At 70.6% G+C, this 21,130-nt stretch carries 20 protein-coding genes and 2 tRNA genes; 11 read left to right on the top strand and 11 right to left on the bottom strand.

The features are described 5' to 3' along the window. The first annotated feature begins 283 nt into the window (after positions 1–283). Positions 284–1,339, top strand: a complete 1,056-nt coding sequence (locus BLT28_RS20835; RefSeq protein WP_030429094.1) for a 3-isopropylmalate dehydrogenase — start codon at positions 284–286, stop codon at positions 1,337–1,339. Positions 1,340–1,457: 118 nt separating this feature from the next. Here BLT28_RS20835 and BLT28_RS20830 read toward each other — a convergent pair whose 3' ends face one another. From BLT28_RS20830 to BLT28_RS20820, 3 genes are read right to left on the bottom strand one after another with little or no spacing between them, the layout of a single operon-like run. Then, a complete protein-coding gene (locus tag BLT28_RS20830; protein ID WP_172806567.1) occupies positions 1,458–1,784 on the bottom strand; it encodes an EthD family reductase in 327 nt (108 codons plus the stop codon). 2 nt (positions 1,785–1,786) lie between these two features. Beyond that, positions 1,787–2,614 carry a phosphoenolpyruvate hydrolase family protein gene (locus BLT28_RS20825; RefSeq protein ID WP_030429096.1) on the bottom strand — a complete coding sequence of 276 codons (828 nt, stop codon included), beginning with the start codon at positions 2,612–2,614 and terminating at the stop codon, positions 1,787–1,789. Next, the gene (locus BLT28_RS20820; RefSeq protein WP_030429097.1) at positions 2,611–3,849 is read right to left on the bottom strand and encodes a Tm-1-like ATP-binding domain-containing protein; all 1,239 of its coding nucleotides are present in this window, start codon (positions 3,847–3,849) and stop codon (positions 2,611–2,613) included. The genes BLT28_RS20825 and BLT28_RS20820 overlap by 4 nt, the downstream gene beginning before the upstream one ends. Before the next feature lie 173 nt (positions 3,850–4,022). Here BLT28_RS20820 and BLT28_RS20815 point away from each other — a divergent pair, with 173 nt between their 5' ends. Together BLT28_RS20815 and cimA are read left to right on the top strand one after the other, a co-directional pair. Continuing rightward, on the top strand, positions 4,023–5,516 hold the full coding sequence (locus BLT28_RS20815) for an aminotransferase-like domain-containing protein (protein WP_081900217.1): 1,494 nt from the start codon (positions 4,023–4,025) through the stop codon (positions 5,514–5,516). Between the two features lie 333 nt (positions 5,517–5,849). Beyond that, the gene (gene cimA / locus BLT28_RS20810) at positions 5,850–7,484 is read left to right on the top strand and encodes a citramalate synthase (protein ID WP_030429099.1); all 1,635 of its coding nucleotides are present in this window, start codon (positions 5,850–5,852) and stop codon (positions 7,482–7,484) included. On the opposite strand, the gene BLT28_RS20805 is transcribed toward cimA, so the two are convergent. Continuing rightward, on the bottom strand, positions 7,463–8,131 hold the full coding sequence (locus BLT28_RS20805) for an HAD family hydrolase (protein ID WP_030429100.1): 669 nt from the start codon (positions 8,129–8,131) through the stop codon (positions 7,463–7,465). The genes cimA and BLT28_RS20805 overlap by 22 nt on opposite strands. Positions 8,132–8,168: 37 nt before the next feature. Here BLT28_RS20805 and BLT28_RS20800 point away from each other — a divergent pair, with 37 nt between their 5' ends. Further along, the gene (locus BLT28_RS20800; RefSeq protein ID WP_030429101.1) at positions 8,169–8,957 is read left to right on the top strand and encodes a fumarylacetoacetate hydrolase family protein; all 789 of its coding nucleotides are present in this window, start codon (positions 8,169–8,171) and stop codon (positions 8,955–8,957) included. Here the strand turns inward: BLT28_RS20800 and BLT28_RS20795 are convergent. Beyond that, entirely contained in the window at positions 8,923–9,330 is a 408-nt protein-coding gene (locus tag BLT28_RS20795) for a hypothetical protein (RefSeq protein ID WP_030429102.1), read from the bottom strand. The two genes, BLT28_RS20800 and BLT28_RS20795, sit on opposite strands and share 35 nt — an antisense overlap. 43 nt (positions 9,331–9,373) lie before the next feature. On the opposite strand from BLT28_RS20795, the gene BLT28_RS20790 reads away from it, so the two are divergent. After that, positions 9,374–9,817, top strand: coding sequence for a MarR family winged helix-turn-helix transcriptional regulator (locus tag BLT28_RS20790; RefSeq protein WP_030429103.1), 444 nt, complete (start codon positions 9,374–9,376; stop codon positions 9,815–9,817). Here the strand turns inward: BLT28_RS20790 and BLT28_RS20785 are convergent, their stop codons facing one another. Next, entirely contained in the window at positions 9,818–11,047 is a 1,230-nt protein-coding gene (locus BLT28_RS20785; protein WP_030429104.1) for an FAD-dependent oxidoreductase, read from the bottom strand. Positions 11,048–11,412: 365 nt separating this feature from the next. Between BLT28_RS20785 and BLT28_RS20780 the strand changes: the two genes are divergently transcribed. The 3 genes from BLT28_RS20780 to BLT28_RS20770 all read left to right on the top strand — a co-directional run bounded on the left by BLT28_RS20780 (position 11,413) and on the right by BLT28_RS20770 (position 12,497). Continuing rightward, the gene (locus BLT28_RS20780) at positions 11,413–12,150 is read left to right on the top strand and encodes an HAD family hydrolase (protein ID WP_231950362.1); all 738 of its coding nucleotides are present in this window, start codon (positions 11,413–11,415) and stop codon (positions 12,148–12,150) included. 172 nt (positions 12,151–12,322) lie between these two features. Then, positions 12,323–12,394, top strand: a tRNA-Gln gene (locus BLT28_RS20775). A gap of 30 nt (positions 12,395–12,424) precedes the next feature. Further along, positions 12,425–12,497, top strand: a tRNA-Glu gene (locus BLT28_RS20770). A 509-nt stretch (positions 12,498–13,006) separates the two neighbouring features. Here BLT28_RS20770 and BLT28_RS20765 read toward each other — a convergent pair. Beyond that, positions 13,007–13,708, bottom strand: a complete 702-nt coding sequence (locus BLT28_RS20765) for an IclR family transcriptional regulator (RefSeq protein WP_052407195.1) — start codon at positions 13,706–13,708, stop codon at positions 13,007–13,009. 95 nt (positions 13,709–13,803) lie between these two features. On the opposite strand from BLT28_RS20765, the gene leuC reads away from it, so the two are divergent. The 3 genes from leuC to BLT28_RS20750 all read left to right on the top strand — a co-directional run bounded on the left by leuC (position 13,804) and on the right by BLT28_RS20750 (position 16,688). Further along, on the top strand, positions 13,804–15,207 hold the full coding sequence (gene leuC, locus BLT28_RS20760; protein WP_030429107.1) for a 3-isopropylmalate dehydratase large subunit: 1,404 nt from the start codon (positions 13,804–13,806) through the stop codon (positions 15,205–15,207). An 18-nt stretch (positions 15,208–15,225) separates the two neighbouring features. Beyond that, positions 15,226–15,828 carry a 3-isopropylmalate dehydratase small subunit gene (leuD, locus tag BLT28_RS20755; RefSeq protein ID WP_030429108.1) on the top strand — a complete coding sequence of 201 codons (603 nt, stop codon included), beginning with the start codon at positions 15,226–15,228 and terminating at the stop codon, positions 15,826–15,828. 218 nt (positions 15,829–16,046) lie between these two features. After that, positions 16,047–16,688 carry an HU family DNA-binding protein gene (locus tag BLT28_RS20750; protein WP_030429109.1) on the top strand — a complete coding sequence of 214 codons (642 nt, stop codon included), beginning with the start codon at positions 16,047–16,049 and terminating at the stop codon, positions 16,686–16,688. A gap of 91 nt (positions 16,689–16,779) precedes the next feature. Here BLT28_RS20750 and BLT28_RS20745 read toward each other — a convergent pair whose 3' ends face one another. The 4 genes from BLT28_RS20745 to cofC all read right to left on the bottom strand — a co-directional run bounded on the left by BLT28_RS20745 (position 16,780) and on the right by cofC (position 21,092). Beyond that, complete coding sequence (locus tag BLT28_RS20745; protein ID WP_407638734.1) at positions 16,780–17,727, bottom strand: NUDIX hydrolase; 948 nt, start codon at positions 17,725–17,727, stop codon at positions 16,780–16,782. Further along, complete coding sequence (locus tag BLT28_RS20740; RefSeq protein ID WP_030429111.1) at positions 17,724–19,892, bottom strand: RNA degradosome polyphosphate kinase; 2,169 nt, start codon at positions 19,890–19,892, stop codon at positions 17,724–17,726. The genes BLT28_RS20745 and BLT28_RS20740 overlap by 4 nt, the downstream gene beginning before the upstream one ends. Before the next feature lie 85 nt (positions 19,893–19,977). Then, complete coding sequence (locus BLT28_RS20735; RefSeq protein ID WP_156050804.1) at positions 19,978–20,196, bottom strand: hypothetical protein; 219 nt, start codon at positions 20,194–20,196, stop codon at positions 19,978–19,980. Between the two features lie 251 nt (positions 20,197–20,447). Then, a complete protein-coding gene (gene cofC / locus BLT28_RS20730; protein ID WP_030429113.1) occupies positions 20,448–21,092 on the bottom strand; it encodes a 2-phospho-L-lactate guanylyltransferase in 645 nt (214 codons plus the stop codon). Positions 21,093–21,130 lie beyond the last annotated feature (38 nt).

The raw sequence follows: 21,130 nt of genomic DNA, 5'->3' as shown, positions 1-21,130 counted from the left end.
GTAAAGATCGCGACCGTGGTGCCCGGAGTGGGATCGCACTCCGGGCACCACCGCGTTGTGGACAGCCGGACCCCGGGAGGTAGGCATTTGCCTAATGACGCAGTGCTGATGGTCCCCTCCGTCGTGGGTCCCACGACCGGAGATACCCGATCGGGTGTCCCGCAGTACGGGAGAGATGACTTGAGTTGCGCGTCGAATATGCAATTAACACCTCTCGTGCCGGTAGCCTTCGCGCCATGACAGGCCCCGATTCGGCGGGGCCGCGCTCGCAGGAGGTGTGTGCATGCGGCTCGCGGTGATCCCAGGTGACGGGATCGGCCCCGAGGTGATCGCCGAGGCGCTGAAGGTGCTCGGTGAGGTCGTCCCGACCGCCGAGATCACCCGATTCGACCTGGGTGCGGCTCGCTGGCACGCCACCGGCGAGTTGCTGCCGGAGTCGGTGCTCGGTGAACTGCGCCAGCACGACGCGATCCTGCTCGGCGCGGTCGGCGACCCCTCGGTGCCCAGCGGCATCCTCGAACGCGGGCTGCTGCTGCGGCTGCGCTTCGAGCTCGACCACCACGTGAACCTGCGCCCGGCGCGGCTCTACCCGGGCGTGCGCTGCCCGCTGGCCGAGTCTCCCGAGATCGACATGGTCGTGGTGCGGGAGGGCACGGAAGGCCCCTACGCGGGCAACGGCGGCCTGCTGCGCAAGGACACCCCGCACGAGATCGCCACCGAGGTCAGCATCAACACCTCGTTCGGCGTGGAGCGCGTGGTCCGGGACGCCTTCGCCAGGGCGTCGGCGCGGCCGCGCAAGCACCTGACCCTGGTGCACAAGACCAACGTGCTCGCGCACGCGGGATCGCTGTGGTCGCGCGTGGTGGAGGAGGTGTCCCTGCAGTACCCGGACGTCTCGGTGTCCTACCAGCACGTGGACTCCACGACCATCCACATGGTGACCGACCCGGGCCGCTACGACGTGATCGTCACCGACAACCTGTTCGGCGACATCATCACCGACCTGGCGGCGGCGGTGACCGGCGGCATCGGCCTGGCGGCCAGCGGCAACATGGACATCACCCGCCGCAACCCGAGCATGTTCGAGCCGGTGCACGGCAGCGCCCCGGACATCGCGGGCCAGGGCGTCGCCGACCCGACCGCCGCGGTGCTCTCCGTCGCGCTGATGCTGGACCACCTCGGTGAGTCCGAGTCCGCCCGGCGCATCGAGGCCGCGGTCGCCTTCGACCTGGCCACCAGGGACCACTCCGCCCCCGGTGCCACCTATGCGATCGGTGACCGCCTGGCCGCGCTGGTGTCCTCCAACGTGATCACCCGCACCGGCGTCGCCACCCCGTAACAGGACGGGCCGACCGGGCTGGAAAGCAACGAGAACGGCCCCCGCGGGCAACGGGGGCCGTTCTCTTTTTCGTGGTGCACCGGCGTCAGGTTGGGGGCAGCCGATGCGGGCGGAGGGCTCAGCCGAGGGTGAGCGGGACCTCGACCTTCTCCTCGTGGTAGGTGAACCAGGCTCCGCCGGTGGCGAAGTTCGGCACATCGGCGACGGCGGCCTGGCCCGCGGGGGTCGCCAGGATCTCCTCGATCCGCTCGCGGGTCTCCGCGTAGAGGCCGACCACCATGTAGTAGGGCGGGACGTCCCCGGCGACCAGCGGCTCGCACTTGCCGATCGTCCAGCCGGTGAAGCCCTCCATCTTCCTGGCCAGGGGCAGGTGGACTGTCTCGTAGTACTCGTCGAACGCCTTCGGGTCCTTCGGGTGTCCGTAGAGGACGGTCAGTCGGTACACCGTCATCCCTTCCGCGCGAGGCGCTTGAAGCCCCGCACCTGTTCGGTGATCGCGGTCTCGGTGGGCAGGCGCTCCATCGACGAGGCGCCGAAGAACCCGACGACGCCGGTGGTGCGGTCGAGCACGTACTGCGCGTCCTCCGGTTCGGCGATCGGGCCGCCGTGGCAGAGCACCAGGACGTCCGGGTTCACCTCGACCGCCGCGTCGCGCATCTCCTGGACCCGCCGCACGCTCTCGTCGAGGGTCAGCGCGGTGCGCGCGCCGATGCTGCCCTTGGTGGTCAGCCCCATGTGCGGCACCAGCACGTCCGCGCCCGCCTCGGCCATCGCCCGCGCCTGCTCGGCGTCGAAGACGTAGGGCGCGGTGAGCAGGTCGCGCTCGGCGGCGAGGCCGATCATCTCGACCTCCATCGCGAAGCTCATCCCGGTCTCCTCCAGGTTGGCCCGGAAGACACCGTCGATCAGCCCGACGGTGGGGAAGTTCTGCACCCCGGTGAAGCCGGTGTCGGCGAGCCGGTCGAGGAACTTCGGCATCAGCCGGAACGGGTCGGTTCCGCAGACGCCCGCGAGCACCGGGGTCCGGCGCACCACCGGCAGCACCTCGCCCGCCATCTCCAGCACGATCGCGTTGGCGTCGCCGTAGGGCATCAGCCCTGCCAGCGATCCGCGCCCGCCCATCCGGTACCGGCCGGAGTTGTAGATGATGATCAGATCGACGCCGCCCGCCTCGGCGCACTTGGCCGACAGTCCCGTTCCCGCGCCCGCTCCGATGATCGGCGATCCACTGTCCACTGTGGATCTGAGGCGGGCGAGTGCCTCAGTGCGGTTCATGTGTTCCGTCCCCTTGACTGGATCAACTCGTGCAGGCGGCGTGCCATGGCGGCGGCGAACACGGCGTCGTTGATGTGCTCGTCCCGCTCGATGAGCTCGACCGGGGACCCGGAGACGCCCGCGCGCAGGGCGGCGAACAGCGCGGCGTCGGCCTCGGGGTCGTGGAACGGCATGCCCTCGGCGTCGATGGCCGAAACCCCGCGCAGCGGGAGGAACAGCGCCGTCGGCCCGGCCGCCCCGGCGAGCTTGGCGGCGATGCGCCTGCCCAGCTCCGCCGACTCCTCGGCGGTGGTGCGCATCAGCGTCACGGTGGCGTTGTGCACGTGGAGATCGCGGTCGGCGAAGCGGTCCGGGACCGTCTCGGCGGGACCGAAGTTGACCATGTCGAGCGCGCCGACGCTGACCACCTGCGGCACCCGGCAGCGCCCGGCCGCCTCCAGCCGCTCCGGCCCGGCGCTGAGCACGCCGCCGACCAGTTCGTCCGCCAGCTCGGTCGTCGTCAGGTCCAGCACCCCGCTGAGCAGGCCGCTGGCGGCCAGCGCCTCCAGCGAGCGGCCACCGGAACCGGTGGCGTGGAAGACGAGGACCTCGTAGCCGAGCTCGCCGAGCACCCGGCGCGCCTCGTCGACGGCGGGGGTGGTGACGCCGAACATGCTGGCGCCGACGAGGGGCCTGCCCGAAGTGCTGGTCCGTTGCCTGGCAAGCTGGTAGGCATTCGCCATACTCGACACCGCGGCCGCGGCGTTGCCCAGGACCAGCTCGGAGATCCGGTTGATCCCGGCGATGTCCACGACGCTGTACATCATCGTGACGTCCACGGCGCCGACATACGGCGACGTGTCGCCGGAGGCCATCGTGGACACCAGCAGTTTCGGCACACCGACGGGAAGTGCCCGCATCGCGGCCGAGGCGACGGCGGACCCCCCGGAGCCGCCGACGCCGATCACGCCGTGCAGCCTTCCCTCGGCGTGCAGCCGGGCCGTGATCACCTCGACGCCGCGGGCCATGGCCGCCATCGCCGCGCCCCGGTCCCCGGCGGCGCGCAGCTCGGCGAGATCGGCCCCCGCGGCCTCCGCGACCTGGACGGCGGTCACGTCGGGAGGAGTCGCGGGCGCCCCGAGCACTCCGGCGTCGACGATCAGGGTGGCGCACCCGCCGGCCCGCACCCGTTCGGCAAGCCAGGCGTACTCCTCGCCCTTGGTGTCGAGGGTGCCGACGAGCACGACGGTTGCCACGCCACCGACCTGCCTTTCTGGGATCGGGCGATGCGGGTAACGTCCGGAAACCCCGAGTCAGTGCGATGTCCGGATGCTTCGCGTCCCGAGGAGCGGCTCGCGCGTTATGAGAGCAGAGAGTGCTCCGAACGGACGCCGGATAACCAGGCCAATTCCGCGGAGGTGGACTGCGAGTGACCGATCGTGTGCGTAGTGAAGCGATCGGTGCGCCCCGGCTCGTGCACCTGCTGGTCGGCTGGACCGACGGTGACGGTCCGCTGCACAAGCGCCTGGCCGATGCCTTGCACCAGCTCATCGACACCGGCGAGCTGCCCGCGGGCACGCGGTTGCCCGCCGAGCGGACGGTGGCGGGGGCGCTCGCGGTCAGCCGGTCCACCGTCGTCGCCGCGTACGAGGCGTTGCGCGCCGCGGGCTGGCTGGCCAGCCGCAGGGGCAGCGGGACCTGGGTGCGCAGGCCCGGGGTGGACTACCCGGTGCCGGAGCCGCGTTCGCGCGGACCGCTCGGGATGGGGCGGCAGGGCTCGGTTCCCGCACCGCTGACCGGAGCCGACCTCGCCGACCCACCGGAGAGCATCGACCTGTCCACCGGTGCGCTGCCGGGCCTGCAGATGGTCGCCGAGATCGCGACGAAGGTCGGCGCCGAGGACTACCGCGATCTCCTCGGCCACCACGGGTACTACGCCGCCGGGCTGCCCCGGCTGCGCGAGGAGCTGACCGAGCGGCTCGGGCGGCGCGGTGTTCCCGCGCACAGCGGCGATCTGATCGTCACCAGCGGTTCGCAGCAGGCGGTCGAGCTGATCGCGCAGGGCCTGGTGCAGCCGGGCGACGAGATCGTGCTGGAGGAGCCGACCTACCGGGGCGCCCTGGAGACCTTCCGTTCCCGGGGCGCCAAGGTGATCACCGTTCCGGTGCGCACCGGGCGGCGCGGCCCCGGCGGTGTCGACGTCGACGTGCTGGAGCGGCTGATCGCCCGCCGCCCGAAGCTGGTCTACCTGTTGCCCACCGCGCACAACCCGACCGGCGCGATGCTGAACGTCGTCGACCGGCTCCGCGTGGTCCGCGCCGCGGCAGCCGCCGGGGTCCCGGTGATCGACGACGAGTCCACAGTGGACACTTCGCTGGTCTGGCCGCCCCCGCCGCCGCTGGCCGCGGTCGCCGCCGAGCACGGGGTGCCCGCCACGGTGTTCAACGTCGGTTCACTGTCCAAGCTGTTCTGGGGCGGCCTTCGGGTCGGCTGGATCCACGGCCCCAGCGACCTCGTCGGCAGGCTCTCCCGCGTCAAGAACGCCGCCGACCTCGGCAGCTCCGTCCCCGGACAGTTGCTCGCCCTGAAGCTGCTCGCGCACACCGCCTCCGCGCGCGAACAGCGCAAGGACCAGCTGTCCACCGGGCTCGCCGCGGCCGAGGCCGCGATGCAGAAGCTCCTGCCGGAGTGGGAGTGGGCGCGTCCGCTCGGCGGGGCCGCGCTGTGGGTGCGGGTGCCGAAGTCGGACACGGTGGCCCTGGCCGCCCGCGCCCGCCGCCACGGGGTTCTCGTCGTCCCGGGCCCCGCGTACTCGGCGTCGGAAGGGCTGCGCGAGTTCCTCCGCATCGGTTACGCGGCCGGTCCCGGCGCCGTCACCGAGGGAATCCGCCGCCTCGCCACCGCGTGGCGCGCCGGCCCCTGACCCTCCCGCCCGCCTGGCCGCACGCCCCAATGCCGCGTTTGGTCCGTTGTACGCACTGAATGAGTCATTCGGTGCGTACGAGTACCTCGACGACTCATTCGGTGCGTAAGCGCGGGCGGGGGAGAGGTGTCCAGGATCTGGGAACATTCGTCCGTGTGTTGGTCTGCGAGGCGAGGGTGTGGCACTATCCCGACCATGCTTTCGCAGCACAGCGTCATTATTGCCAAGCGCGCCGGGTAACGAGCTCCAGCTCCCGGCGCGCCGACCTCTCGCATCCTGCGGGGGGTCTTTTTGTTTTGTCAGGCCCCTTGTACGCAGGAACGAGGCATCCCCGTGAGCCGCACGACCCCGGCTGAGACCCCGCTCGGCGACGACTTCCACGTCTACGACACGACGCTGCGCGACGGCGCGCAGCGCGAGGGCATCTCCTACTCCGTGACGGACAAGCTCGCTGTCGCGCGGCTGCTGGACTCGGTCGGGGTCGGCTTCATCGAGGGCGGCTGGCCGGGCGCGATGCCCAAGGACACCGAGTTCTTCGCGCGCGCCGCGGCCGGTGAGCTGAACCTGCGGCACGCCGCGCTGGTCGCGTTCGGCTCCACCCGCCGCCCCGGGCTGCGGCCGGACGAGGACCCGCAGGTGCGCGCGCTGGTCGACTCGCAGGCACCGGTGATCACCCTGGTGGCCAAGGCCGATCGCAGGCACATCGAGCGCGCCCTGCGCACCGGGGTGTCCGAGGCCGTCGCGATGGTGGGGGAGACCGTCGCGTTCCTCGTCGGCCAGGGGCGGCGCGTCTTCCTCGACGCCGAGCACTTCTTCGACGGCTACGCCTACGACCCGGAGTGCGCGCTGCGCGTGCTCTCCGCCGGGGTCGAGGCCGGGGCCGACGTGGTCGTGCTCTGCGACACCAACGGCGGCCAGCTGCCCCTCCGGCTGGCCGAGACCGTGCAGGACGTGGTGTCCCGCACGGGTTTCCGAGTGGGCATCCACTGCCAGGACGACACGGCGTGCGCGGTGGCCAACACCGTCGCCGCGGTCCAGGCGGGGGCGACCCACGTGCAGTGCACCGCCAACGGCTACGGGGAACGGACCGGCAACGCCGACCTGTTCGCCGTCGTCGGGAACCTGGTGACCAAGCTCGACATGCCGGTGCTACCCACCGAAGCGCTGTCGGAGCTCACCCGGGTCTCGCATGCCCTCGCGGAGATCGCGAACCTCGCACCCGACACCCACCAGGCCTACGTCGGGACGTCGGCATTCGCCCACAAGGCGGGTCTGCACGCGAGCGCGATCAAGGTGGATCCGGAGCTGTACAACCACATCGATCCGGCCACCGTCGGCAACGGGCAGCGGGTGCTGGTCACCGAGATGGCCGGTCGGGCCAGCCTGGAACTCAAGGCGAGGGAGTTCGGGCTGGACCTGACCGGCCGGCCGGAGACGGTCAACAGCGCGGTGCGCAGGGTGAAGGAGCTGGAGGCGCGCGGCTGGTCCTTCGAGGCGGCCGACGCCTCTCTGGAGCTGCTGCTGCGCCGCGAAGCGTCCGATGTGGACGGTGCGGAGCCGTTGCCGGAGCCGCCGTTCCAGCTGGAGTCCTACCGCGTGGTGCTCGACCACCGCGGCGAGGACGACGTGGTGTCCGAGGCCACGGTCAAGGTGCACGTCGCCGGTGAACGGGTGATCGCGACTGCGGAGGGCAACGGCCCGGTGCACGCGCTGGACGCGGCGCTGCGCAAGGCGCTCAGCCCGCACCTGCCGTGGCTGGCCGACGTCGAGCTGGTCGACTACAAGGTCCGCATCCTGACCGACCAGCACGGAACCGACGCCGTCACGAGGGTTCTCGTGGAGTCCAGGGACGGCAAGCGCGAGTGGACCACGGTCGGCGTGCACGGCAACATCGTCGAGGCGAGCTGGCTGGCGCTGTGCGACGCCTTGGTGCACAAGGCGATGTCTCAGCGCGCGTTGGCCTGGTAGCCCAACGCCGCCGGCAGCTCGCCGGCGTGCCGGACCACCTGGTCGGCTCCGGCCGCGCGCAACGCGTCCGGGGCCATCAGGTCGGCGAAGCCGATCACCCGCATTCCGGCCGCCTTCCCCGCGAGGACCCCGGTCACGCTGTCCTCGACCACGACGCAGTCCTGCGGCGCGCGGCCCATCTCCTTCGCCGCGTGCAGGAAGACGTCCGGGGCGGGCTTGCCGTTGGGCACCGTGGTGGCGCTGAAGACCGCACCGCCGAAGAACTCCGCGAGCCCGGTGTGCTGCAGGCGGAACTCGATCTCGGCGGGCGTGCTGCTCGACGCGACGCACACGGGGGTTCCCGCCGCGGCGAGCACCTCCAGCGCCTCGCGGACGCCCGGGACGGCGGTCAGCTCCCCGGCCAGCCGCCTGTCCACCTCGGCGGTGCGCAGGGCGAGCAGATCTGTCCGAAGTGGACGGCCGAGCTCCCGTTCGATCCCGGCGACGCAGGAGCCGGCCGACCGCCCCATGTAACGCTCGACACACTCGGCGAAGCCGGTGGGCAGTCCCTCCGCCGTGATCAGGGCGGCGAAGACCTCGTTCGCGATCCGTTCGGAGTCGACCAGCGTGCCGTCGCAGTCGAAGATGACCAGTTCGGGGAGGCGCACACCGGGAACGCTAGCCCGGCTCGGTTACCCTGCCGGAGTGCGTCTTGCTCGTATCGCTCACCCAGAAGGCGTCGCGTTCGTCGCGATCGAGGGCTCCGAAGACTCGACTGACTCGCTGACCGCCGCCGAGATCGCCGAGCACCCGTTCGGCCCGGTGCAGTTCACCGGTCGCCGCTGGCCGCTCGCGGACGTCCGGCTGCTCGCGCCGATCCTGCCCTCCAAGGTGATCTGCGTCGGCCGCAACTACGCCGACCACGCCAAGGAGATGGGCGGCGAGGCCCCGGCAGATCCGATGATCTTCCTCAAGCCGTCCACCTCCGTGGTCGGCCCGAACGCGGAGATCCGGCTGCCCGCCAGCTCCGACCACGTCGACTTCGAGGGCGAGCTGGCCGTGGTGATCGGCCGCCCCTGCAAGGACGTGCTGGCCGAGCACGCGTTCAGCGCGATCCTCGGTTACACGGTGGCCAACGACGTGACCGCGCGCGACCACCAGAAGCAGGACGGTCAGTTCGGCCGCGCCAAGGGCCACGACACGTTCTGCCCGCTCGGGCCGTGGATCGAGACCAAGGTCGACGTGGCCGACACCCGCCTGCGCACCGAGCTGGACGGCGAGGTGCGCCAGGACGGCAGGACCTCGCAGATGATCCACGACGTGCCCGCGCTCGTGGAGTGGGTCTCGCACGTCATGACGCTGCTGCCCGGCGACGTGATCCTCACCGGCACCCCGGCGGGCGTCGGGCGGATGGACCACGGCCAGACGGTCTCGGTCACCGTCGACGGGATCGGCACCCTCACGAACCCGGTGGTGGCGAAGAAGAAGCGGTGAGGTTGGCCGCCATGCGGTCGAGCACGGCGACCGTCGTGGCGTAGTCCTCATCGGAAATGCCGTTCGTGATCCGGCGGCGCGCGTCCCGTACGCGCGCCGCCGTTGCCCTGTGGCCCTCCCTCCCGGCGTCCGTGAGCGCGAACGTGGCTTCCGTCTTGCTGATCCATTCGCGAGCGAGGAGCGCGGCCACCGCATCGGTCTCGTCGAACGGGGCCATCGCGGCCGACAGCTCCGCGCGGGTGCGCGCTCCGGCGGCGAGCGTGTTGAGGACCTGCCACATCCGGCGGTCGATCCCCGAGTCGGCCAAGGACGCCGCGAAGTCCGCCTCCAGCAGGCCGTCCAGCCGCTTGAACCAGTATCCGATCGGTCTCATGCCCTCTTGCATGTTCATGTCATAGAGCATGTACTTTGGCAGAGTGCGGGACAAGCAGGATTTCTCGGTGGTCGCGGTCGAGCGCGCCATGGTTCGCGTGCGCCGCAGGCAAACCCGCCGTGCCCTGGCGAGCGAGGCCGCCGTCGATCCCACGCTGACGGCCCTCGCCGACGCGGTGGAAGGGGAGCAGCAGGCGGCCCGCCCGTGCTCGGTGACCTCGCTCGCCGAGCTGCTCTCGGTGGACCAGCCGCGCGCGAGCAGGCTCGTCGCCAAAGCTGTGGCGGCCGGACTGGTGCGCCGGATCGCCGATCAGGACGACGGCCGGCGGTCGCTGCTGGAGCTGACCGAAGCGGGGTGGGCGCACGTCGAGGAGGTGCGTCTGCGGCGGCAGGAGCGCTTCGCCGCGGCGATGCGGGGCTGGAGCGCGAAAGAGCGCGCCGACTTCGCGGAGTTGTTGACCCGCTTCGTCGACGCGCTCGACGGATGATCAGCGGCGGGCGAAGTCCGGCGCGTGTTCCGGGAGGACGCCCACGCCGACCAAGGTCGCCGGGATCGCCTGGAGCCACGGGAACCGCTGGATCAGGCGCAGCGGCAACGGCAGCCTGCTCACCCGTGGCGTCCCCTGGGGCTGCGCGCCCAGCGTCTTGCCGAGGACCTGCTTGTGGACCACTCGCTGCATGCCCTGGGTGAGCGCCGTCGGCAGCCACCGCCGCCGCTGCACCTTGGCGAGATCCTTGGTGCTCAACGTTCCCCGGCGCAGCGGCCCGGCCAGGATGCGCGCCGCCGCGACCGCGTCCTGCACGGCGAGGTTGATGCCGACGCCGCCCACCGGTGACATCGCGTGCGCCGCGTCGCCGATGCAGAGCAGACCGTCGGTGTGCCACCGGGTCAGCCGCTCCAGCTTCACGTCGAGCAGCTTCACGTCCTCCAGCGACTCCACGCTGTCGATCCGGTCCTCCAGCCACGGGATCAGCCGCACGACGCGGCGGCGGAACGCTTCGATCCCCTCGGCGCGCACCTGCGCGTCCGAGCCCTTCCTGATCAGGTAGGCGGTCTGGAAGTACTCGCCGCGGTCGATCAGCACCGCGACCTCGCCCCTGGAGAACCTGCCGAGCCCGCCGGTCGGGTCGTCGGCCTTGCGCGGCAGCCCGAACCACCACACGTCCATCGGTACGCCGAACGACCGGCTCTTCAGCCCGGCACCGGTGCGGGCCGTCGAGTGCCGTCCGTCGCACGCCACCACGAGATCGGCGTGCAGTTCCCCGGTCCGCCCGTCCGCCGTGCGGTACTCGACGCCCGCGACCTTGCCGCCCCGCTTGACGAGCCGGGTCACCGAGGTGCTCATGCGCAGCGTGAACGTGGGCTCCTCCTTGCCCGCGGCGGCGATCAGGTCGAGGAAGTCCCACTGCGGCACGAAGGCGATGTGCTTGTGCTTGCCGGGAATCCGCGACAGGTCGCCGAACGGGGCGATGCCCGAGTCCAGCATCACCTGCATCCGGTCGACCTTGCGGTGCGGCACCTGTTCGAACCGCTCGCCGAGGCCGAGCTCGTCCAGCAGCGTCAGGGTCGACGGGTGGACGGTGTCGCCCCGGAAGTCGCGCAGGAAGTCCGCGTGCTTCTCCAGCACCGTGACCTCGACACCCGCCCTGGCCAGCAGGAGCCCGAGAACCATGCCGGCGGGACCGCCCCCGGCGATGACGCAGGTCGTGCGCTCCATCCGTGATCACCCCTAATTTCAACGCTGGTTGAATAACTTCAGGTTGCACCCGGCGGAGCCCGGCGTCAAGGGCTGTCGCACGTGAGGTGGAGCCACCGCCGGGTACCCGAGGGGCCGGTGCGCCGGGCTGCGGGAAACCGCGCTCGGGTCGGCACTTGTGGGCTGGCTCGGATTGAAGGTGCGCGAGGCTTTCGCGCGCTCCGGGGTTGCGGTTACCGGTCGTACGGTTTCGCGACTACTGCCCGTGCTCGGGGCAGGCTAAGCACTAACGGTTGTGCTCCGCTGGCTCTTGACCGAGCCAGCGAACATAACAATCACCTCCTTAGCCGAGTCAGAATCGCTTGGTAGGCGCGTAATCTCACCGGGTGACATCCGCCTTAGCTCCTATCGCCTCCTCCGAGAAGGTCGGACAAATCCGTGCTGTGTGCTTCGACATCGACGACACGCTGGTCGACTATGTGACTTCCTCACGGCGCGGCCTCGCCGCGCTGGTCGGTCACGACGACGCGTGGCCGTTATGGGAACGCGTTACCGAAATGCAGTTGGCGCGTTATCTCACCGGCGAGGTCGACTACGAAACCATGCGGCGTGAGCGGACCAGGGCCTTCTTCGCCGAGCTGGGCGTGGAACTGGCCGACTCCGAGCTGGCGGGGCGGGAGGAACTGCGGGTCCAGGCCATGCGGGCCGCCTGGGAGGTCTACGAGGACGTCTGGCCCTGCCTGGACTGGCTGCGGGCCGCGGGCCTGCGCATCGCGGCCATCACCAACGCCTCGGGTCCCCTGCAGCGGATGAAGATCGCCGACCTCGGGCTGTCCGAGGTGTTCGACCACGTGATCATCGCCGGTGAGCTGGGTGTCGCCAAGCCGGACCCGGCGATCTTCCACACCGCCACGGTGGCCCTCGGCCTGCCGCCGGAGCAGGTCATGCACGTCGGTGACCGGCTCGACCTGGACGCGGTCGGCGCCCGCGACGCCGGGCTGCACGGCGTCTGGCTGGACCGCGGCGACAGCCACGCCGAGGTGCCCCCGGGCGTTCTCGCCATCACCAGCCTGGACGAGCTGCCCGAGGCCCTCGTCTGCGACGTGGCCCCGGTCGCCACGTGATCATCCCCTGATCAACTCCCCGGCCCCCTTCTGGCGCGCTGACCTGCGGGAATGCGCGTGAAGGGGGCCGATTTGGAGGATCGTGGGGGCGTGGTCTAGTATTCATTTCAGCACGAGGGACGGCGCACCGGAGACCGAAACCAGGCCCCTGGAACACCGCCCCGAATGCTGGTGGGGTATGGTGTAATTGGCAACACAGCAGATTCTGGCTCTGCCGTTCTAGGTTCGAGTCCTAGTACCCCAGCAGGGCAGGATAAACACCTCCCTAGTTCAAGGCCCCGTCGTCTAGCGGCCTAGGACGCCGCCCTCTCAAGGCGGTAGCGCGGGTTCAAATCCCGTCGGGGCTACAAAGCGGGGAAGCCCGTACTCACGGAATGCGTGAGTACGGGCTTTTTCGCATTGCCTTGTGGGGGCCGGGCCCCCACGCCCCCACGCCGGCGGGCTCCGCCCCCGGACCCCCGGCTGTGGTTGCTTCTGGTTTGCACTCGGCTTCGCCGTTGTGCTGTCGCCTTCCAGCTTTCTTTTGTGGGGCTTGGGTTTGTGGGCGTACCTGTGGGTAGTTCGGTTTTGCGTGTCGTGCGGTTTCCTGGGGAGTCCGGAAAACGGCTTAATTGAGTATGTCGTTCTTTGGTTGTTGGTTGTTACGGCGTATGCGGGTTCGTTATGCGGGGGTCAAGTCGACCTCCACGCGGGAAGTTCGGCGGCGCCGTTGGCTGGAAGTGCGGCGCGCCGCCCCTGTTCTGAAGTGCGGTCGACTTCGTCGGGGGCAGGTGACCCGCGCCCAAGGCATGAAGAAGCCCGGAGTCCGGCTGGGGGCGGGGCTCCGGGCTGGGGGAGGCGTGGTGGGGCGCGCGGGCTACATGCGGGACTGGAGAGCCTCGGCGGCGGCCAGGAGGTCGGCGGCCCAGCGGGCGCCGGGGCGGCGGCCTATGCGGTCCACCGGGCCGGAGACGGACACGGCGGCGACGACCGCGCCCGTGGCGTCGCGCACCGGAGCGGAAACACTGGAGACGCCGGGCTCGCGCTCGGCGACGCTCTGCGCCCAACCGCGGCGGCGAACGTCCAGAAGCGTGCGCTCGCCGAAAACCGCGTCGGCCAGCACGGCGCGCTGCGTCGCCGGATCGGCCCACGCGAGCAGAACCTTCGCCCCGGAGCCCGCCGTCATCGGCAGGCGCGCGCCGACGGGAACGGTGTCGCGCAGACCGCTCGGCGGCTCCGCGCTCGCCACGCACACCCGCGCGATGCCGTCCCTGCGGTAGAGCTGAACGCTCTCGCCGGTGATGTCGCGCAGCCGCGGCAGAACCGAACTGGCCGCGTCCACAAGGGGATCCGTCGCTCCGCCCGCGAGTTCGGCGAGCGCGCCACCCGGGCGCCAACGACCGTCGGCCCCGCGCTGCAACAGCCGGTGGACCTCCAGACCCACGGCGAGGCGGTGCGCCGTCGCGCGGGGAAGACCCGTCCTGCTGCACAGCTCCGCCAAGCCACACGGGTCCTTCGCCACCGCGTGCAGCACTGCCACTGCCTTGTCCAAGACGCCGATGCCGCTATGCTGTCCCACAAGCCGATACTAACTTCCCATATTGCGGGAAGTCCAGCAGTGGTTCCCGCGCGGCCGCCGGGACCGCTGGGGAGAAACCACCACGGAGAGAAGCGATGGCACGCACGCTCGCGGAGAAGGTGTGGGAGGCGCACGTCGTGCGCCAGGGCAGTGGTGACGAGCCCGACCTGCTCTACATCGACCTGCACCTGGTGCACGAGGTGACCAGCCCCCAGGCGTTCGAGGGCCTGCGGATGGCCGGGCGCCGCGTCCGCCGCCCCGATCTCACGATCGCAACGGAAGACCACAACGTCCCCACCGTCGACATCGACAAGCCGATCGCCGACCTCGTCTCCCGGACCCAGGTGGAGACGTTGCGGCGCAACTGCGCCGAGTTCGGCATCCGCCTGCACCCCATGGGGGACGCGGAACAGGGCATCGTGCACGTCGTCGGCCCGCAGCTGGGACTCACCCAGCCCGGCATGACGGTGGTGTGCGGTGACAGCCACACCTCCACCCACGGCGCGTTCGGCGCGCTGGCGTTCGGCATCGGCACCTCCGAGGTCGAGCACGTGATGGCGACCCAGACGTTGCCGTTGCGCCCCTTCAAGACCATGGCCGTCACCGTCGACGGTGAGCTGAAGCCGGGTGTCACCGCGAAGGACGTGATCCTCGCCGTCATCGCCCAGATCGGCACCGGCGGCGGGCAGGGCTACGTCCTGGAGTACCGCGGCAGCGCGATCCGCGCGCTGTCCATGGAAGCCCGCATGACGGTCTGCAACATGTCCATCGAGGCGGGCGCGCGGGCCGGGATGATCGCTCCGGACGAGACGACCTTCGCCTACCTCAAGGGCCGTCCGCACGCGCCGCAGGGCGAGAACTGGGACGCCGCGGTGGAGTACTGGCGCACGCTCGCCACCGACGAGGGCGCGGAGTTCGACCACGAGATCCGGATCGACGCCGACGAGCTGACGCCGTTCGTCACGTGGGGCACCAACCCCGGGCAGGGACTGCCGCTGCACGCCAGTGTCCCCGACCCGGAGCAGATCGCCGACGAGAGCGAGCGGCTGGCCGCCGAGAAGGCCCTGTCGTACATGGATCTGCGGCCGGGGACGCCGCTGCGGCAGATCTCCGTCGACACGGTCTTCCTCGGCTCGTGCACCAACGGCCGGATCGAGGACCTGCGCGCAGCCGCCGAGGTCCTCAAGGGGCGCAAGGTCGCGGGCGGGGTGCGGATGCTCGTCGTACCCGGATCGATGCGTGTACGCGCACAGGCCGAGTCGGAGGGGCTGCACGAGGTCTTCCTCGACGCGGGCGCGGAGTGGCGCCAGGCGGGCTGCTCGATGTGCCTTGGCATGAACCCGGATCAGCTCACCCCCGGTGAGCGCAGCGCGTCGACCTCCAACCGGAACTTCGAGGGGCGGCAGGGCAAGGGCGGCCGGACGCACCTGGTCTCCCCGCTCGTCGCTGCCGCCACCGCCGTGCGCGGCACCCTCGCCTCCCCCGCGGACCTGGACTGAGAAGGGCGATTCACGACCATGGAACCGTTCTCCACCCACACCGGTGTCGGCGTCCCGCTGCGGCGGTCCAACGTGGACACTGACCAGATCATCCCGGCCGTCTACCTGAAGCGGGTCAGCCGCACGGGATTCGCCGACGGCCTGTTCGCGGCCTGGCGGGCCGACGAGCACTTCGTCCTCAACGACGACGCCTTCCGCGCGGGCAGCGTCCTGGTGGCCGGGCCGGACTTCGGCACCGGATCCTCCAGGGAGCACGCCGTGTGGGCACTTGCCGACTACGGCTTCCGGGTCGTGGTCTCCTCCCGGTTCGCCGACATCTTCCGCGGCAACGCCGGCAAGGCCGGGCTGCTGGCCGCCCGCTGCGAGCAGTCCGACGTCGAGCAGCTGTGGAAGCTGCTGGAAGCCGAGCCGGGCACGGAGATCACCGTCGACCTCACGGCGAAGACCGTCCGCGCGAAGGACTTCACAGCGGGCTTCGACATCGACGACTACACCCGCTGGAGGCTCCTGGAGGGCCTCGACGACATCGGACTGACCCTGCGACACGCCCAAGAGATCGACTTTTTTGAACGTGATCGTCCGGCCTGGCTTCCCGTGACACAGACCGCGTCCGGGGCCTGAAACCGGGCGGATCCGCTACTGCCAAAGGGGATTGAGCAGCACTAATCGGTTTTTCCCTCCCAGGACAGGCCCCCCAGGGGTTGTAGCTCGGAAGGGCGCAATTCTCGCGTGCCGTAAAGGTTTTTGGGCGTGGCGTGTGGAGAATGCGCTCTGTTGGGCCTATCTTGGGCCAAGTAGTCGGCCCGACTGGGCCGTGACTGTCCTGGGAGGGACTGAAAGTGAACAAGGCCCAGCTGATCGAGGCGCTCGCGGAGCGCCTTGGTGACAAGAAGACCGCCAACACCGCGGTGGACGGTCTCGTGGACGTCATCGTCCGCACCGTCAACAAGGGCGAGAAGGTCACGATCACCGGCTTCGGCGTCTTCGAGAAGCGCGCCCGCGCCGCTCGCACCGCGCGCAACCCGCGCACCGGTGAGACCGTCAAGGTGAAGAAGACCAACATCCCCGCCTTCCGCGCCGGTACCACGTTCAAGGACGTGGTCAGCGGCACCAAGAAGCTGCCGAAGGTCGCCGCTGCCAAGAAGGCGACCACCACCACCGCGAAGGCGGGCACCCGCGCCACCGCCGCGGCCGCGAAGACCACCACGCGTGCCAAGGCGACCGCGGCCAAGGCGCCGGCCACCAAGGCCGCCGCGAAGCCCACCGCCGCCAAGAAGGCGACCACGGCCAAGGCCGCCGCCAAGCCGGCAGCGAAGCCCGCAGCCAAGAAGGCGACCACGGCCAAGGCAGCTGCCAAGCCGGCCGCCAAGAAGGCGACCACCGCGAAGGCAGCTGCCAAGCCGGCCGCCAAGAAGGCGACCACGGCCAAGGCCGCGGCCAAGCCCGCCGCCGCCAAGAAGCCGGCTCGCGCCAAGAAGTAGGACAGCTCACCGCCGCGCGCGGTGCCTGCTGACGAAGCGGGGCCCGGTCCGTCACGGACCGGGCCCCGCTTCTTTCGCGTTCGGCGTCCACTCAGGACTGATCAGTCACTTCTCTGGGTAGCGGGCTGGCCAGGTAATCCGCGGCCGCGAGGACCGGGGCGCCGCCGCCCGCCGTGGTGAAGGACAACACCCACAGGCTGCCCTTGCGGGCGGCCAGCGCGGGCGTGGCGGCCCCGGAGGAGCGGGCCAGGTGCTCCACCACGTGCGGGATCACCCCGCCCTGGCTGCAGACCACCGGGGTGCCGCCCTCCGCGGCGATCTCCAGCAGCCTGCCGACGCCGTCGGAGGGGTGCGGCCAATAGCCTTCCTCGCTCAGCACCGGTTCTTCCCGGATCGGTACACCGAGGTCCTCCGCGAGGCCTTCCACGGTTTGCGTGCAGCGCACCCGAGGCGCCGAGTACACCCGGTCCGGACCGAAGAGCGGCAATAGCTCGCGAAGTGCCGCGGCCTGTTTCACACCGTTCTTGCTGAGCGGCCGGAGATCGTCATCACCTTCCCACTTGTCCCGCTTTCCGGCTTTCGCGTGCCGCACCAGGAGCAGGGTCGTGGTGTCGGGCGGAAGCGCGGTGAAAGCGTCCAGGACGGTGCGGTCGGTGTTCCGGCTCAGCAGCACGGCGGCCTGTTCCGGGCCCAGCCAGCGCAGCGCGTCGACCTCGTCGTTGGGCACGAACTGCCCGCCCGCCACCCTGGCGGAGTAGTAGTCGACGACCTTCTGTCCACTTCGGCCGTCCATTGTGGTCACCGGATAGCGGACCCGGCCCAGGCTCCTGCCCAGCACGGGGACGAACCCGGTCTCCTCGCGGACTTCCCGCGCCGCCGTCGCCGGGATGGTCTCGCCCGGGTCCTGCTTGCCCTTGGGCAGCGTCCAGTCGTCGTAACGGGGGCGGTGCACCACCGCGACCTCGGGTTTGCCCGAGGAGTCCCACCGCCAGAGCACGGCCCCTGCCGCCCTGATCTCTGGCACCACGATCTCGTTCACGCCTTCGCCCCGTACCGCCGCAGCATCTCCATCTGAAGGTCCAGCACCTTCTCGCCCTCCGCGGGGGACGGCGTCCAGCCTCCGCCGGGGCCGAGCACCCAGCAGCGGGTCCCCTCGTCCATCGCGATGTCGAACATGGCCGAGAGGTCCCTGGTGAGCTTGGGATCGGTGACCCGCACCAGCACCTCGACCCGGCGGTCCAGATTGCGGTGCATCATGTCCGCGCTGCCGATCCAGTACTCGTCGCAGCCCGCGAAGTGGATGACCCTGGAGTGCTCAAGGAAGCGGCCGAGGATCGAGCGCACCCGGATCGTTTCGGACAGCCCCGGAACTCCCGGTTTCAAAGCGCAGATCCCGCGCACGACGATCTCCACCGGCACCCCGGCCTGGGATGCGCGGTACAGCGCGTCGATCACCTGCTCGTCGACGACGGCGTTGGCCTTGAGCCGGATTCCCGCGGGGCGCCCGGCCGCGGCGTGCCCGATCTCCCGCTCGATGCGCTCGATGATGCCGCGCCGAACCCCCTGCGGGGCCACCAGAAGGCTCCGGTAGGTGCTCTGCCGCGCGTACCCGGTCAGCACGTTGAACAGGTCGGTGAGGTCCGCGCCCACCGAGGGTTCTGCCGTCAGCAGGCCCAGGTCCTCGTACAGCCGCGCGGTCTTCGGGTTGTAGTTGCCGGTGCCGATGTGGCAGTAGCGGCGGATCGTCGAGCCCTCCTGGCGCACCACGAGCGCGGTCTTGCAGTGCGTCTTGAGGCCGACGAGCCCGTAGACCACGTGCACGCCCGCGCGCTCCAGCGTGCGCGCCCACTTGATGTTCGCCTGCTCGTCGAAGCGCGCCTTCAGCTCGACCAGCGCCACGACCTGTTTGCCCGCCTCGGCGGCGTCGATGAGCGCGTCGACGATGGGCGAGTCACCGGAGGTCCGGTACAGCGTCTGCTTGATCGCGAGCACGTGCGGATCGGCCGCGGCCTGCTCGATGAAGCGCTGCACGCTGGTGGAGAAGGCGTGGTACGGGTGGTGCACCAGCACATCGCCCTCGCGCAGCGTCTGGAACACGCTCTTCGGCGTCTCGCCCTCGCCGAAGGCCGGGTGCGTCGCGGGCACGAAGGTCGGGTTCTTCAGCTGCGGCCGGTGCAGCGCGTAGAGCTGCCACAGGCAGTTGAGGTCCAGCAGTCCCGGCACCTCGACCACGTCGTGCGGGTCCACGTCGAGCTCGCGGAGCAGCAGCTCCATCATGTGCTCGCTCATCGACTCCTCGACCTCGAGGCGGACCGGCGGGCCGAAGCGGCGGCGGGACAGCTCGCGCTCCAACGCCTGCAACAGGTCCTCGTCCTGGTCCTCCTCCACCTCCAGGTCGGCGTTGCGGGTCACCCGGAACACGTGGTGCTCGCTGATCTCCATGCCGGCGAACAGCTTGTCCAGGTGCGCGGAGATCAGGTCCTCCAGCGGCAGGAAGGTCGCGGTGTCGGCGTCCTTGTCCAGCTCCACCCGCACCAGCCGGGGCACGTTGTCCGGGACCTTGATGCGGGCGAAGCGTTCCGTCCGGTCCTCGGGGTCCTTCACGGTCACCGCGAGGTTCAGCGAGAGCCCGGAGATGTAGGGGAACGGGTGCGCCGGGTCGACCGCGAGCGGGGTCAGCACCGGGAAGATGTGCTCGGTGAAGTACGTGCCGAGGCGCATCTGGTCGGCGTCGTCGAGGTCGTCCCACTCGACGATGCGGATGTCGTGCTTCTCCAGCTCCGGCCGCAGTTCGTTGAGGAAGACGCTCGCGTTCTGCTCGACCAGGTCCTGGGTGCGGGTGGAGATCCGGGCCAGCTGCTCGCGCGGGGACTGGCCGTCCGCGCTGCGCACCGAGAGGCCCGTCTCGTCCCGGCGTTTCAGCCCGGCGACCCGGACCATGTAGAACTCGTCCAGGTTGGACGCGAAGATCGCCAGGAACTTCGCCCGCTCCAGCAGGGGTTCCGACGGGTCCTCGGCGAGGGCGAGCACCCTGGCGTTGAAGTCCAGCCACGCCAGCTCCCGGTTGAAGTACCGGTCGTCGGGGAGGTCCGTCGGCACGGCCAGCCTGGTGGCCGCCGGCGGGGGTGGGACGGAGCGCTGGTGCGCCGGGTCGCCTCCCGCGGAACGGCCTGCTGGTCTGCTCTCGCTGCTGTCCGGGCTCACGTTGTCCCATTGTTCCGCACCGCGGGCGGGTCAGCGCTGTTCGAGGCACTCGGAGTGGTGAACCTGTCACGACGCCGAGATGAACTCATGATCGTGTGGGCGGCAGGACCGCGACGATCTCGCCGTCCTCGTGCCGCAACGCCACGCGCTGCCCGGCGCGGGGAGCGCGCCAGCCGCCCGCGCGCACGGCTTCCGCGGTCGCGTCGTGCAGCAGGCCGTTGTCGTCGAGCACGGTGACCGAGCCGTCCGGCAGCACGGAGTGCACCGTCGCCTGTCGCGGGATCGCCTGGTCAGGAGTGCTCACGGCTCGAACGATAGCCCCTGCGCGGTCGTCCAGGAAGATCATGCTCAGGCCGGAAGGGTGCTGGGACGTCGCGGTGGATCCAGCGCCACGCCGGAGAAGCTCTTCACGGATGCGCACTGCCGGAGTGTTGGAGACCGCACGACCTCGCCGGGCAACGGCGCGCTTCTCTGCTCGGCGCACTACTTCGACGTGGAGCGGCGCTTTGTCGCCTGTTCCACCGGGCGGGACTGCGCGGGCTCGACCGCCTGTTGCTAGCTCGTGGAGGGGCAGAACCGGCCCGCGGTGTGGCGGCCGAGGCCGAGAACGGTCGCGGCCGCCAAGTCCTCCTCGGTGTCCACGTCGCAGCGCAGCGAAGGCCACTCGCCCAGCAGCGGCCGTGCTCCCGTCGCGGTGTGGGCCGCGGAGGAGCCCGGTCCGAAGTGCGGGTCCAGCTCGCCACCGACGCCCGCCAGCAACAGCGTCGTCCCGGTGCCCTGGCGGTCCGGGCAGTGCGCACGACCCCCGTCGGACGCGGCGAGGGCGGCGGCCAACTCGCTCGGCCGGAGCGCCGGCAGGTCGGCCTGCAGCGCGCCGAGCCGTGCCAGGGGATCGGCTTCGCGGAGCACCCGCGCGCCGTGCCGCAGCGCCTCGTTGAGCCCGCGGTCCGGAATGTCCGGGATCGACTCGATCCCGATTTCCCGCACCGCTGAAGCGACGTCGGCGTCCGATGTGACGGCCACCACTCGGCGCACCCCGGGAGCCGCGGCCGCGGCGGACAGGGTGTCCAGCGCCAATGCGAGCGCGAGGGCCGCGTGGGCGCCGGGATCGCGCCTGCCGCGGTCCGCCGCGCCGAGCAGTCGCGACTTCGCCCGGTGCAGCGACTTCACCGGGACCACCAGATCGACCTCATAGGACACGGTTCATCCTTACCCCAAGTCCCGGTTCGGCGTCCGGC

It is taken from the genome of Allokutzneria albata (assembly GCF_900103775.1).
In the GTDB taxonomy this organism is placed as follows: domain Bacteria; phylum Actinomycetota; class Actinomycetes; order Mycobacteriales; family Pseudonocardiaceae; genus Allokutzneria; species Allokutzneria albata.
Note: the sequence above shows the minus strand (reverse complement) of the source record. Positions and strands in the feature narration are given on the sequence as shown.

What these genes read in the sequence shown, in the direction of transcription:
- BLT28_RS20795 (WP_030429102.1), bottom strand. Translation starts at nt 9,330, where the DNA reads ATGAGACCGATCGGATACTGGTTCAAGCGGCTGGACGGCCTGCTGGAG.
- BLT28_RS20835 (WP_030429094.1), top strand. Translation starts at nt 284, where the DNA reads ATGCGGCTCGCGGTGATCCCAGGTGACGGGATCGGCCCCGAGGTGATC.
- leuD (WP_030429108.1), top strand. Translation starts at nt 15,226, where the DNA reads ATGGAACCGTTCTCCACCCACACCGGTGTCGGCGTCCCGCTGCGGCGG.
- BLT28_RS20825 (WP_030429096.1), bottom strand. Translation starts at nt 2,614, where the DNA reads ATGAACCGCACTGAGGCACTCGCCCGCCTCAGATCCACAGTGGACAGT.
- leuC (WP_030429107.1), top strand. Translation starts at nt 13,804, where the DNA reads ATGGCACGCACGCTCGCGGAGAAGGTGTGGGAGGCGCACGTCGTGCGC.
- BLT28_RS20785 (WP_030429104.1), bottom strand. Translation starts at nt 11,047, where the DNA reads ATGGAGCGCACGACCTGCGTCATCGCCGGGGGCGGTCCCGCCGGCATG.